A 13,614-nucleotide genomic window follows, 5' to 3' on the forward strand; every position below is an offset into this window, starting at 1 on the left:
GGTGCATGCGCTCGGCCATTTGCCCTCGCTCAAGCCTACCTTCCCTTTTTGCCCGAACTGGGTGCCGTTGGCGGATCTAGCCATGGTGCGCGCCGATGTGTCGAACGTGTTGATTGGGGCAAGAAGCGAATGGCGGCTTCCCGAAAGCGAAGGCGAAAAACGGCTAGTGCTTCAAGATCTGGCTTAGAAACAATTTCGTTCGATCATGGCGCGGGCGGCCGAAAAACTCGTCAGGCGTGCCCTCCTCCACGATCTGTCCAGCGTCCATGAAGATGACGCGGTCGGCCACGGCCCGGGCAAAGCCCATCTCATGCGTCACGCACACCATGGTCATGCCATCGCGGGCCAGTTCCGTCATCGTCTCCAGCACCTCCGAGACCATTTCCGGGTCGAGTGCGGACGTCGGTTCGTCGAACAGCATGACCTCCGGTTTCATGCACAGGCTGCGGGCGATCGCCACCCTCTGCTGCTGTCCGCCGGAGAGCTGGACGGGGAACTTGTTCGCCTGCTCGGGAATGCGAACCCGTTCGAGGAACTTCAGCGCGGTCCTTCGCGCCTCCTGCTCCGGCAAACCTTTCACCCACATCGGCCCTGCCATGCAGTTCATCAGCACCGTCATATGCGGGAACAGGTTGAAATGCTGGAAGACCATGCCGACGTTGGAACGGACGGCGCCGATGTTGCTCATTTTGCCATGCAGGGCGACGCCGTTCACGACGATGTCGCCGGCCTGATGCGCTTCAAGGCGGTTGAAGCAACGGATCAGTGTCGACTTGCCCGAGCCGGATGGCCCGCAGATGACGATGCGTTCGCCTTTGTGGACGGTCAGGTTGATGTCCTTCAGCGCGTGGAACTGGCCATACCATTTGGATACGGCCCTGGCTTCGATGATGGCATGAGCGCTCATCTAACCTTGCTCCTGCGGTAGTGCTGCTCGATTCGCGACTGGATCAGCTCGAGGCAGATGGACAGTATCCAGTAGATCACGGCGGCCGAAATCAGCATCTCCATGTGCTGGAAGGTTTTCTGGCCGAGCGTGCGCGCCAGGAACATCAGCTCCCACACACCGATGACCGAGACCAGCGAAGAGTCCTTCAGCATCGAGATGAACTGGTTGCCCGTCGGCGGAATGATGACCGGCAACGCCTGCGGCAGGATGATACGGCGCATGGTTAGCGAGAATCCGAATCCCATGGAGCGCGATGCCTCCCACTGGCCGCGATCGATGCTCTGTATGCCGGAACGGAAGATCTCGGTCATGTAGGCGCCATAACATAGCGATAGCGCGAGGATACCGGCAGGCACCGCGTTGATGACGAAACCCAGCTGCGGCAGCCCGAGATAGATCAGATAGACCTGCATGAGCAGCGGAAGCCCACGAAAAAAGGAGGTGTAAAAGGTGGCGATCGCGTAGGCAAAGCCATTGTTTGAAAGCTTCGCTACCGCGCCCGCAACCGCGATGACGGAAGCAATGACGATAGAAATCGCCGAGACGTAGAGTGTGGTGATGACGCCCTGGCTGATCAGAAAAGGCAGCTTCTCGCGGATGAAGGGCAGGCTGAGATGGAACGTCTCGAAGAAGGCGATGAACAGAAGCAGCAGCTCGAGCCATACGATACCGATCTGGAGCTTAAGCGGCGCGAAACCGATCAGCACAACATTCAATGTAAAGATCAGTGCGATCGCGAAGGCGATGGCAAAGCGGCCGTAGAGGCCACTTATCGACGGCTCGCCAATGACCGGACGCATCAGCTCGCCGAAGCTGGTGGCCGACAAGTTGAAGGCCATGAAGAGAAGCAGAACGATGCCGAACATCGTCGCCACGAACCACGGCTTGTGGACAAGGACTTCGGCCTCGACGGTATCCGGATAGAGCATCTTTGAGCACCGGCTGTTCGGCGGCCTGCTGGTGGCAGGCCGCCCCTGGAGGAGCTAGTTCGCCTTCGAATAATCCTGGCCGTACCACTTTTCGGAGAGCTTGCTCAGCGTGCCGTCCTCCTTCATCGCTTTCACCGCGTCGGCGAGCTTGGCGGACAATTCGGCATCGCCGTGCTCGATGGCGATTGCCAGCGGCTCATAGAATACAGGATCGCCCACCTGCCTGATCGGATAGCCTGCCTTCTCGGCATCGAGGATCGACGGCAGCGACGAGACCACCGCGTCCAGGCGCACACCATCCCCGAGCCGCAGGTCGTCAAAGGCGGTGGTCGAGTTCTCGTAGGAGCGGACCTCCTTCGGGTTGAGCTTGTACTCGAACGGTGGCGCACCGGCGGCGTCGAGCGTCAGATCCTTCTTGGCGTAGGCCTCGAAAGTGGACGTGCTGGTGGCGCCGACCACCTTGCCGTCGAGGTCCGCCAGGGTCTTGGCCATGCTGTCCTTATGCACGGCAACGGCCGCTGGCGTGTAGTAGTACACCGCCGGAAAGTCGAAGATTTCCGCGCGTTTCTTGGTCGGCGTCATCGAACCGACATGCATGTCCCAGCGCCCCGCCCAGTTGCCGGCGGTAATGATGTCCCAGCCGGGTGTGACGAACTCGACCTTCACGCCGAGGTGCTCGCCGATCGCCTTGGCCACGTCGACGTCGAAGCCGTCCAGCTCATTGTTGGCGTTCATGAAGGATTGCGGCGCCCAGTTGGCGTCAGTCGCAACCTTGAGCGTGCCTGCCGCCGTCACACGATCAAGCACCGCCCCGGCATGGGCCGGACACGCACCGAGCACGAGCGCCAGCGCAGCCATCGTCACTTGTCGTCTGTTCCAGAATGTCATGTATATGTTCCCTTGTTATCGTTCAGTTCCATAGCCTCATGGCCGTTCAGCCGGTCATGACTTTGCGCGCGGATTTAGGGACCGCCCGGACCGATCCCGTCTTCCGATATCGTGGAGGATGTTTGCACCAGCCGTTCCCCCGCTCACGGGGAAGGCCATGACCAGTTGCCCGCGAGGCGCCGCCGGAGGCCTCGCCCCGAGCGCGATTTCGAACTTCGCAAAGGCTGCTACGCATGCACAACGGCCCCTGTAGCGCGATCCGTGCCCAGCAAGAATGCGCTCATCACGTCAGCCACTTGAGACGGCGCCTCGATCAGGATCGAATGGCGAAGCGCTGGTAGGATGGCGAGCTCCGACCCTTGCACCTGTTCGTGCATAAGCCTCGCCATACGTGGGCTGGAGCCTTGGTCGTCCTCACCGGTCACGATCAGCGTCGGGGATTGAATACGGTCGAGAATCCCGCCGAAATCGGTCTCGGCCAGAACGCGATAGGCAGCCGCGTAGCAGTCGCGGTCGTTCTCGGCATCCCGCCGACGCAATTCGGCGATTACATCCGGGTTTCGGTCCTGGAACTCTTCCGTCAGCCAGCGCGACAGCGAGGCGGCGTGGTGGGTCGAGGCATCGCTCGCGACAAGGGCAGCGAGCCGGCCGCGCACGGCTTGCCGCTCTTCAGGCGTCCGCCCGGCCACGGTCGACAGCAACACCAGCTTTCGCAACCGCTCGGGGTGCGTCAGCGTCAGGCGCTGCGCGATCAACCCGCCCAGCGAAAACCCAGCCAAATGGAAGGCATCGAAACCCACGTGATCGGCCAGCGCCAGTGTCTCGGCAACGAAATCGTCGATCTCGTAGCGGCCCTTCACCCGGCTGGAACGGCCGTGGCCGCGCAGGTCGAAAGTCAGGATAGCGAAGCGGCCTTTCAACCGTTCCACCACGCCGGTCCAGGCCTCCAGGTAGGAGCCGACACCATGGATGCAGACCAGGGGCTCGCCGCCCTGGCCATCAAGGCGCCAGTTGAGCGACACGCCCTGGACGTCGAGTTGGCCGGAGCGCTCCATCGTCACGCCCTCGCCGCCGCGCGCGCTTTGTCGCGCTCGCGCGCGGCGAAGACCGGCATCACTTCATCGACCCACAGCTTGATCGTCTTCTTCTGCAGTTCGAAGGGCAGGTTGAAAGTCAGACCGAGGCAGTACTGATCGACACCGGCCGCTTCATAGTCCAGCAGCTTCTCGATCACCTCGTCCGGCGTGCCGAACATGAGATTGCGGCGGATGTTTTCGGGGTTGTAGTTTTCCTTGCCCTTGACACTCTCGTAGGGGACGGCTTCGGGGAATCCGTTCCGAACTGTGCCTATGTTCTGAAACAGGTTCTCGAAGGCGCGGCCGTAGTCGATGGCGTGCCTGACCGCGACCTCCCAGTCCTGCGGCCGCTCGTAGACGCAGGTGCGCCGCTGCATCATGAAGCGGGGACGCGGCACCTCCGGATGATCGGCGACGGCCTTTCGGAATTTGTCGCCGAGCGCGGCGATTTCTGACGCCGGCGCCGATAGCGGCGTCGACAGGATCGACGCGCCGATGCCCACCGCCCAGTCGAACGTGCCGGGATCCCGCGCCGCGACCCAGATCGGCGGATGCGGCTTCTGCAGCGGCTTCGGAACGCCGGCTGCAACGGGGAACTTCCAGTAATGACCATCGTGGGCATAGTCCTCGGCCCACAGCCTCTTTACGGCCGGCACCAGCTCCTTCAGATAGGCAACGCCTTGCTGCTGCGGAATGCCCCCGGCCATGCGGTCGAATTCATACTGATAGGATCCGCGCGCGATACCGAACTCCAGCCGGCCGCCGGTCAGGTGGTCGCAGAGCGCCGCCTCGCCAGCCAGCCGGATCGGGCTCCAATAGGGCGCGACCAGCGTCGAGGTGCCGAGCCGGATCTGCTCGGTATGCTGCGCAAGCCAGGTCAACGTCATTAGCGGGTTCGGCGAGATCGTGCATTCGATCGTGTGGTGTTCCGCCGTCCACAGCGTCTCGAAGCCCCCCTCGTCGGCCATGCGCGCGAGTTCCAGGAGATTGCTCTTCGCCCTTGCCATCGGCATGTCGGGCGAGAAGCGTTCCATAGTCAGCGATACGGCGAATTTCATGTCGATCTCCCGTTCGTTGCGTCGGGTTTGGTCAGCGAAGACGGATAACGAACGGGTCCTGCATGGCACCCGAATAGTCGATGACGACGTTCTTCAGGCGCGAGAACTCCTCCATGGCGTCGAACCCGCCGCGCCGGCCGTAGCCGCTCTCCTTGAAGCCGCCGTTGGCGGACATGAAGGAGGAAGCGCGGTAGGTGTTGATCCAGACCGTGCCCGCCTCGACATTCCTGGCGAAACGCAGCGCGCGGTTTATGTCCCGTGTCCAGATGCCGGAGGCGAGGCCGTATCGGGTATCGTTGGCGAGCCGTATCATCTCGTCTTCCGACGAGAACGGGATGACGCCGACGACGGGACCGAACAGCTCCTCCTGCATGAAATCCATGCAGTTTTCGGCATCGATCATGACGGTCGGTTCGAAATACCAGCCGCCGGCAAGCTCATCCGCTTGCGGCCGTCTGCCGCCGACCGCGATCCTGGCACCCTGGCGCACGCCGGAGGCGACATAGGCTTCCACTTTGGCCAGTTGCGCCGACAGCGCGAGTGGACCGATGTCGGTCTCCTCGAGCATCGGCAATCCCACCCGCACACGCCGGGTGCGCTCGACCAGAGCTTCGACGAAACCATCGTAGGCGTTCGCCTCGACGAAACAGCGTGAACCAGCGACGCAGGTCTGGCCCGCGGCCGCGAAGACGCCTGACACCACGCCGTTCACTGCATGCTCGATGTCGACATCGCCGAAGATGACGTGCGGCGACTTGCCGCCAAGCTCCATCGAGCAGGGAACGAGGTTCTCCGCCGCATTGGCGGCGATCCGGCGCCCGGTCGTCGTGGAGCCGGTGAAGACGAATTTGGCAATGCCTGGATGCCGGGTCAGCGCCTCACCTGCCACGGCGCCGGTGCCGGTCACGACGTTGACAACGCCGGCGGGGAAGCCGGCCTCCATGATCAGTTCGGCCAAAGCGAGTGTGGACGCCGTGGCGTGCTCTGACGGCTTGATGACCACCGTGTTGCCGAGCGCAAGGCATGGCGCCAGCGTACCGGTCAGCAGCATCAGCGGCGAATTCCACGGCGTGATCATGCCGACGACGCCGATCGGTTCGCGCAGGTTGAAGTTGAGCATGTCGAGCTTGTTTACCGGGATGGTATCGCCGAGCAGCTTGTCGGCCATGCCGGCGAAGTAGGTGTAGCTGTCAGGCATGGCGCGCATCTGCGCCCGCATTTCCTTGAGAAGCTTGCCATTGTCGCGCGTCTCGATCAGCGCCAGCTCGTCGGCGTTCTCGAGTACCAGCTCCGCCAACCGGCGCACGAGCTTGCCGCGGTCGGTTTGGGTGATGCGCCGCCAGGCTGGATTGGCAAAGGCCGCGCGCGCTGCCTCGACAGCCGCGGCGACATCCTCGGCACTGGCCTCGGCGAATTGGTACCAAGGCTTGCCGGTGGTCGGGTCGAAACTGTCGATATACTGCCCGCTCTTCGGCGCCACGGATACGCCGTTGATGAACAGGTTCTGGCGCGATCCTTGGAGCGATCCGACCGTCGTTTTCATGCTGTATGTCCTGCGTAGATCATCATTTGGAGGCGGCCTGCGTCCACGATCGTGACTGACCGTCGATCATCGCGACGCGCCCGCCGTCGCCGGTGTCCATATAGATGCCGAAGCGCTTGTCCTGGCGCTCGCGTGCATAGCGGCGCAGCATGGCGCGCAACTCGTGGGTCGCGATCTGCTCGTAAGGCAGCGCGTCCACCGGAAAGAAGGTGTGACCATCCGGAAGTGCGGCTTCCGCGCTTTCGTGGCTCAGTTCGGCCCGGTAGATCAGATAGCCAGGGTCGCTGTCGGCGACGTCGAACACCGAATAGAGGAAGGTGTTTTCAGGGACGAGGCTCAGCGCCTCTCCACCATCGAGCACCAGTCTGCTATCCGCCTTGCGGCGCCGCGCCGTCGGCAGCACCCAGCCGCCTTTGCCGTCGACACGCAACAGGATGCGATCGCCCGCTTCGACCAGATAGCCGATGATCATATCCTGCGAGGCCAGCCAACCGGTCGGCAGCGGATCTTTCACACTGGCGTAGCGGCCGCGGCAGAATCCGAGCGGCGCCGAGGGGCTGGTTCCGAAGGCCTGCACCTGGCCGATCAGGATGATGTGATCGCCGGCCTCAATGCGCTCGTGAACGGTGCAATCAAACCATGTCAGGCTGTCGGTGAGGACCGGCGCGCCCGTGTTGACGCGATCATGGTTCACCCACTGGAACTTGTCCGCAGATTTCGACGCGAATACCGCCGCGACGTCCGCTTGGCCCTCGTGCAGAAAATTGACCGCGAAGGACCGTGTTTCATTGAATGCCGCAAAGCTCGACGCCGACTTGCCGACGCAGACCAGGAGCAACGGCGGGTCAAGCGAGACGGAGGTGAAGGAATTGGCGGTCATGCCCCGGGGATTGCCGCCGGCGTCGCGCGTGGTGATGACCGTGACACCGGTTACGAAGGTGCCGAAGGCGCGACGCAAGGCGATCGGATCGATCGTCCCTTTTGCCGCGGCCACTTCGTCCGTCATTGCCTTCCTCCATGAGATGGACGAAGGCTAGGCAGGAGCCGGTGCCGGTTCTTCCTCCGATTTATAGGAAGGATGTCGCAACGTGCTGCTTCCATCCTGAGCAAGTGTAAGCAGGACACGTAAGTGCCGGCTGTACCGCGGCATCAGTCGATAACAGGGGGAGACGTTCTAACGGAGCGCCGGCGCGTGGCTGTCGATGATGCCGCTGAGACGGATCGCCAGCTCGACCGCGAAGCGCCGTTCGGGCGTGTCGAGCCGGATTCCGAACAGTTCCTCGATGCGCGACAGGCGGTAGCGCAAGGTGGTGACGTGAAGGCCCATGGAGTCGGCGCAGGCCTGGCTACGGCAGCCTTCGCGCACAAAGGCAAACAGCGTGTCCAGATAGGGCGTGCCGTGTTCCCGATCGTGCTCGATCAACGCGCCGACGCTTTCCCTGACGAAGTCGCGCACGTCGGGAGCGTCGGCGGCGGCGACCAGCATCGGTAGAGGGCCAAAGTCCTGGCTGGCGAAGACACCGGTGCGCCCAAAGGAGCGGCCGATCCGGATCATGCGGCGGCATCGCTCCCAGGCGACCGGATAATTGGCCAGCCCTGCACAATTCTCGGAAACCACGACCACCGGTTCGCGCTCGAAATAGCGGCCAAGCTCCGAAGCGATCCTTTGCGGCAGTTTACCGACACGCACATCGTCCTCGCCCAACTCAGCCGGAACGAGACAGACAAGGCCGTCTTCCATCGCGATAGCCGTCCCCGCAATGCCAGCCTGCTGAAGCAGGCGCACAAGCGCATGGTGAGGATCGGCAAGTCCGGCGGCGCCACCCTTCGCGTGCTCGGCGAGATCGATGACGATCATCTTCTGGGCGGCCGTCAGATCGAGGCCCAGCCGGCGCGCACGATTGACGATATCGGCCTCGTCACGCCAGCGGCGCTCGATCACCTCCAGGAACAGTTCAGTCAGGGATCTGGTCTCGAAGCGGAAGCGAACGAAGCTGCGCATCATTTGCACGCTGAGCGCGAACTTGGCGCTGTCGAGCAGCATCTGGTCGAGCTGGCCGGACTGCTGCGGCGTCGGGAAAATCATCAGCGCACCAACCACTTCGTCATCGATGGTAAGCGGCTCGATGCGCATCGATAGCTTGAGCCGATGCCTGCCGTCATCCACGAACAGGGTCTCGTTCTGGCGGGCCTCCGAGGCACCGCGCGCGACCTTGAATATCTGCCGATTGAGTGTGCCACCCACGGCCTGCTGCCAGGACGCGGCATCGAAATGCGCTTCGCTCGGCGAGCGTCCGGCAACGACCAGGTTGGCGTGGAAATCGATCACCACCACCGGATTGGTCAGAAACTCGCTTACCTTTTCGGCGAGCGAGACGACGGACCCATCCGACAGAGCCTGCTGCAGAAGCGTGGTATGCGCCAGCAAAGCGCGCTGCAGATGCCTGCCAGCCTCCTTCTCCTGGCGCAGACGATGCTGCTTCTCCACTGCGATCTCACCGAGATGCACGATCATGCCAATGAAGGCGATATCCTCGGCCGTCACTTCGGTGATTTCACGCGAGACGACGGTCAGCACCATCGGGCGGCCGTCTTCGTCCACGCAATTCATAGGCATGACCAGCACGCTGCGGTAGTCGCGCTCGAATGCTTCTCGACGGTAACCCGGAAACTCCTCGGATACGCGCGCGTCCCTGATATAGACGGGTTCGTTGCGATTGAGGGCTACGATCGAAGGACTGGTGGCGAGTTCCCAGCGGTCCGGCAAAGCGCGCTGAATCAGCGTCGGGTCATGGCGCACGATGACATAGGCATGACCATGGGGCGCATCGATGCTCATGATCGAGCCCAAGGTCCATTTGGCATGACGACAGGCCGCCAGCACGAGGTCGCGCAGCACGGACTGGAGATCGCCGCCCGAATTGATGAGGCTGGCGGCGTCCCGCAACGAGAGTATTTGCGACTCGTGGTTCACGCCCGGTCTTGCGCCTCGCGAAGGGTCAACTAAGCCGTCGCGGATAAACGAACGCTACACCGCTTCCAAGCGGTGCGCACGCCGATTCTTCCTACGATCCGGAGGAATACCTGTCCATTGGTCCTCAATAGGCTAGGCTTCCACCAACAGGGCGCCAAATCATGGAATTGCGAAAAGTCTGCACCTTCATCGAGGAAGTACATGTCGAAGGCGGCAAGGCGGCTTCGAGGCCGGTGACATCGATCGTCGTGGCCGCTGTTTTGGCCAACCCTTGGGCAGGGCGTGGATTCGTTGAGAATCTGCGTCCGGAGATCGTGGCGATCGCGCCTCGGCTCGGACATGAACTTACACGTCGCCTGCTCGGCCTTATGCCTGCAGAACGCATCGAGAGCTACGGCAAGGCCGCGTCCGTTGGCATCGCCGGCGAAATCGAGCATGCCTCCGCCATGATTCACACGCTGCGCTTCGGCAATGTCTTCCGCGACGCCGTAGGCGGCACGACCTATCTAGAATTCTGCAACACCCGCAATGCGCCAGGCGCGCTGCTGTCGCTGCCGATGATGCACAAGAGCGAGAACGGCCGTCGCTCGCATTTCATCACCGCCAACTTCCAAATCGCCGACGGCCCGGCGGCTGACGAGATCGTCGTAGCTATTGGTGCGGCGGATGGTGGCCGAGTCCACCCCCGCATTGCGGACCGTTTCCAGGACATGACAGAGATGGAGCGGGAGCGCGCGACGTAGTGTCGTACGCGACACTCCCCGCTTGTCGCCGATGAGCTCTGCTTTCAGCAATCCGCAAAGCTGACCTCTACGTCCAATATGCTGCGCAAGCTGCCTGAAGACACGTCTTGGCAGCAGAGCGTCCGGCCCTGGCCTGCGCAGATTTGTCTGGACAGATGGACAGTTCCCGCACGGGTTGACAGGCCGGCCGCGCGCGTCCACCCTATGCGCTCCACCTGGGGAGTCCCGACAAGGGGCTGAGATACTGCTGGCTTCGGCAGCGCAGTGACCCGTCGAACCTGATCCAGTTCACGCTGGCGTAGGGATGGTGAATGCGCTTGGCATACCGAACCGACATCACGGGAAAAATCCGGCAGGCGACCTCGCTCCTGCCATCGCCCAAGCGTGCCTTCTCCTCATACCGCCGAACTGGGTCTCCGTTGCAGTCGAGCAAAGGAGCCTCACATGAACGCCGTCACGCCCACGATTTCCACCGGCCCGCTTCCGGCGTCGCGCAAGGTCTATAGAGCAGGTCAGCTTCACCCCGGGATTCGCGTGCCGATGCGCGAGATCGCGCTGCATCCGACGGCCGGCGAGCCGCCGGTCACCGTCTACGACGCCTCAGGCCCTTACACCGATCCCGATGCAGCGATCGAAATCGACAAGGGACTTCCCCGCATTCGCCAGGAATGGATCGTCGGCCGCGGCGACGTCGAGCGAGACGGCGGCCGGGCGGTCCGCCCCGAAGACAACGGCTTCGTTTCGGGCGACCGGCTGACGCCGGAATTTCCGGTCCGGCACCGGCCGCTGCGGGCGAAGGCCGGCAAGGCGGTCACCCAGCTTGCCTATGCCCGCGCCGGCATCGTGACGCCTGAGATGGAATTCGTCGCTATCAGGGAGAACCTCGGTCGGGAGCGGCTCATCGCCGCGACAAGCCGTGACGGCGAGAGTTTCGGCGCCGCGACCCCCGATTTCGTGACCCCTGAATTCGTGCGCGACGAGGTGGCGCGCGGGCGAGCGATCATCCCCTCCAACATCAACCACCCGGAATCGGAGCCGATGATCATCGGCCGCAATTTCCTGGTGAAGATCAACGCCAATATCGGCAACTCCGCCGTCACCTCCTCGATGGGCGAGGAGGTCGAGAAGATGGTTTGGGCGATCCGCTGGGGCGCCGACACGGTCATGGACCTGTCGACCGGGCGCAACATCCACAACATCCGCGACTGGATCATCCGCAACGCGCCGGTGCCGATCGGCACCGTGCCGATTTATCAGGCGCTGGAGAAGGTCGGCGGCGTCGCGGAGGATCTCACCTGGGAGATCTTCCGCGACACGTTGATCGAGCAGGCCGAGCAGGGCGTCGACTATTTCACCATCCATGCCGGGGTAAGGCTCCCCCACATCCCGCTTACCGTCGACCGCGTCACCGGCATTGTCAGCCGCGGTGGCTCGATCATGGCCAAGTGGTGCCTCCACCATCACAAGGAGAGCTTCCTCTACGAGCGCTTCGAGGAGATCTGCGACATCGCGAGAGCCTATGACGTGGCCTTCTCGCTGGGAGACGGGCTGCGCCCCGGCTCGATCGCCGATGCCAATGACGCGGCGCAATTTGCCGAGCTGGAGACGCTGGGAGAGCTGACTAAGATCGCCTGGGCCAAGGACTGCCAGGTGATGATCGAGGGACCGGGTCATATTCCAATGCACAAGATCAAGGAGAATGTGGACCGGCAGCTCGCGGCCTGCGGCGAGGCGCCCTTCTACACGCTTGGGCCGCTCGCGACCGACATCGCGCCGGGCTACGACCATATCACCAGCGGCATCGGCGCGGCCATGATCGGCTGGTTCGGCACGGCCATGCTCTGCTACGTCACGCCAAAGGAACATCTCGGCCTGCCTGACCGCGACGACGTGAAAACTGGCGTCATCACCTACAGAATAGCGGCGCACGCGGCCGATCTGGCCAAGGGGCACCCGGCAGCGAGGCTTCGTGACGATGCGCTCTCCCGCGCCCGTTTCGAGTTCCGCTGGGAGGACCAGTTCAACCTGTCGCTCGATCCCGACACGGCGCGATCCTTCCACGACGAGACCTTGCCCAAGGAGGCGCACAAGCTCGCGCATTTCTGCTCGATGTGCGGCCCGAAATTCTGTTCGATGAAGATCTCGCAGGACATTCGCGAAGCTGCCCGGCAGGAGGGCGAACGCAAGGAAGGCATGGCGGCGATGGCGGAAAAATACCGCCGCGGCGGCGGCCTCTACATGCCGGTCGGGACGGAGGATGCCGTCAGCCAGGAGCGGCAGCCGTGAAAGCGCTGGTGAAAGGGGCCGGCGTCGCCGGCCTCACCCTCGCCCACGCGCTGGCGACCCGCGGGGCGGCCGTCACGGTGGTCGACAGGCGGCACGGCAAAGAGGAGACGGCATCGTGGTTCGCCGGCGGCATGCTCGCCCCTTACTGCGAACGCGAGACGGCCGAGGAGGCCGTCCTCGCGCTGGGTCTCGGCGCGGCCGACTGGTGGGAAAGAGCCCTGCCTGGAAGCGTCACGCACAACGGCACGGTCGTCGTAAGCGCGGCACGCGACCTCGGCGAACTCGACCGTTTCGCCGCCCGCACGGCCGGCTTCATATGGCTCGGCCAGGACAAGCTCGCCGAATTGGAGCCGGCGCTCACCGGCCGCTTCCGTCGCGCGCTCTTCTTCACCGAGGAAGCACATCTCGATCCGCGGCAGGTCCTGACGCGGCTAGAATGCAAGCTTGTCGGGCTGGGGGTCGCCTTCGAAGGGCCCGAGGGGATTGCCGAGGCCGGTTTCGACGTGATTGCCGACTGCACGGGCGCTGCCCGGATTGGATCGGATGCAGCATTGCGCGGCGTGCGCGGAGAGATGCTGGTGCTACGCGCGCCCGGCATGGTGCTGTCGCGGCCAGTCCGGCTGCTCCATCCGAGGTTTCCGATCTATGTCGTGCCGCGCGGCAACGGCCATTTCATGGTCGGCGCGACAATGATCGAGAGCGACGCCGCGGGGCCCATCACCGTCCGCTCGATCATGGAGCTGCTCAACGCCGCTTACAGCCTCAATCCGGCATTTGCGGAAGCCGAGATCGTCGAGACCGGCGTCGGCATCCGCCCTGCCTATCCGGACAACCTGCCTCGTATCGAACGAGCAGGCAGGACGATCAGCGTGAACGGCCTCTACCGGCACGGCTTCCTGCTGGCGCCCGCCATGGCCGAACGAGCGGCGGACATGATCTTCGACAGTCAGCCGGCAAGGGAGTTGCTCTATGAAGCTCATCGTTAACGGCCAGACGCGAGACGTGTCGGCAGCGACGCTCGCCGCGCTGCTCAGGGAGCTCGACTACGAGGGCAACTGGCTGGCGACTGCGCTGAACGGCGAGGTCGTGCCGGCAAAGGAGCGGCCCGGATGCCAGCTGTCGGAGGGCGACCGGATCGAAATTCTCTCTCCGATGAAAGGCGGCTGAA

The 13,614-nt window shown here is 63.3% G+C and carries 12 protein-coding genes and 1 riboswitch; of the genes, 4 read left to right on the top strand and 8 right to left on the bottom strand.

The window, feature by feature from the left end; genetic code table 11:
• Positions 1-163: 163 nt before the first annotated feature.
• The 8 genes from SAZ10_RS21345 to SAZ10_RS21380 form a co-directional block, all read right to left on the bottom strand.
• Positions 164-907, bottom strand: coding sequence for an amino acid ABC transporter ATP-binding protein (locus tag SAZ10_RS21345; RefSeq protein WP_318611381.1), 744 nt, complete (start codon positions 905-907; stop codon positions 164-166).
• Positions 904-1,878, bottom strand: a complete 975-nt coding sequence (locus SAZ10_RS21350; protein WP_318611382.1) for an amino acid ABC transporter permease — start codon at positions 1,876-1,878, stop codon at positions 904-906. The genes SAZ10_RS21345 and SAZ10_RS21350 overlap by 4 nt, the downstream gene beginning before the upstream one ends.
• A 54-nt stretch (positions 1,879-1,932) precedes the next feature.
• On the bottom strand, positions 1,933-2,766 hold the full coding sequence (locus SAZ10_RS21355; RefSeq protein ID WP_318611383.1) for a transporter substrate-binding domain-containing protein: 834 nt from the start codon (positions 2,764-2,766) through the stop codon (positions 1,933-1,935).
• A 227-nt stretch (positions 2,767-2,993) separates the two neighbouring features.
• A complete protein-coding gene (locus SAZ10_RS21360) occupies positions 2,994-3,821 on the bottom strand; it encodes an alpha/beta hydrolase (protein WP_318611384.1) in 828 nt (275 codons plus the stop codon).
• 2 nt (positions 3,822-3,823) lie between these two features.
• The gene (locus SAZ10_RS21365; RefSeq protein ID WP_318611385.1) at positions 3,824-4,900 is read right to left on the bottom strand and encodes an LLM class flavin-dependent oxidoreductase; all 1,077 of its coding nucleotides are present in this window, start codon (positions 4,898-4,900) and stop codon (positions 3,824-3,826) included.
• A gap of 31 nt (positions 4,901-4,931) precedes the next feature.
• Positions 4,932-6,443 (bottom strand): aldehyde dehydrogenase, encoded by a 1,512-nt coding sequence (locus SAZ10_RS21370; RefSeq protein ID WP_318611386.1) that lies wholly within the window; start codon positions 6,441-6,443, stop codon positions 4,932-4,934.
• A 22-nt stretch (positions 6,444-6,465) separates the two neighbouring features.
• Positions 6,466-7,449, bottom strand: coding sequence for a flavin reductase family protein (locus SAZ10_RS21375; protein WP_318611387.1), 984 nt, complete (start codon positions 7,447-7,449; stop codon positions 6,466-6,468).
• 168 nt (positions 7,450-7,617) lie between these two features.
• Positions 7,618-9,417: a helix-turn-helix domain-containing protein gene (locus SAZ10_RS21380; protein WP_318611388.1), complete on the bottom strand. Its 1,800-nt coding sequence runs from the start codon at positions 9,415-9,417 to the stop codon at positions 7,618-7,620.
• 161 nt (positions 9,418-9,578) lie between these two features.
• Between SAZ10_RS21380 and SAZ10_RS21385 the strand changes: the two genes are divergently transcribed.
• From SAZ10_RS21385 to thiS, 4 genes are all read left to right on the top strand, one after another.
• Complete coding sequence (locus tag SAZ10_RS21385; protein ID WP_318611389.1) at positions 9,579-10,160, top strand: amino acid synthesis family protein; 582 nt, start codon at positions 9,579-9,581, stop codon at positions 10,158-10,160.
• 206 nt (positions 10,161-10,366) lie between these two features.
• A riboswitch (TPP riboswitch) is annotated at positions 10,367-10,483 on the top strand.
• Between the two features lie 121 nt (positions 10,484-10,604).
• Positions 10,605-12,446: a phosphomethylpyrimidine synthase ThiC gene (thiC, locus tag SAZ10_RS21390; RefSeq protein WP_318611390.1), complete on the top strand. Its 1,842-nt coding sequence runs from the start codon at positions 10,605-10,607 to the stop codon at positions 12,444-12,446.
• Positions 12,443-13,432, top strand: coding sequence for a glycine oxidase ThiO (thiO, locus tag SAZ10_RS21395; protein ID WP_318611391.1), 990 nt, complete (start codon positions 12,443-12,445; stop codon positions 13,430-13,432). The genes thiC and thiO overlap by 4 nt, the downstream gene beginning before the upstream one ends.
• The gene (thiS, locus tag SAZ10_RS21400) at positions 13,416-13,613 is read left to right on the top strand and encodes a sulfur carrier protein ThiS (protein WP_318611392.1); all 198 of its coding nucleotides are present in this window, start codon (positions 13,416-13,418) and stop codon (positions 13,611-13,613) included. The genes thiO and thiS overlap by 17 nt, the downstream gene beginning before the upstream one ends.
• The last annotated feature ends 1 nt before the right edge of the window (position 13,614 follow it).

Origin of the sequence: Mesorhizobium sp. BAC0120, assembly GCF_033542235.1 — a bacterium.
Taxonomy (GTDB): Bacteria; Pseudomonadota; Alphaproteobacteria; order Rhizobiales; family Rhizobiaceae; genus JAWRCU01.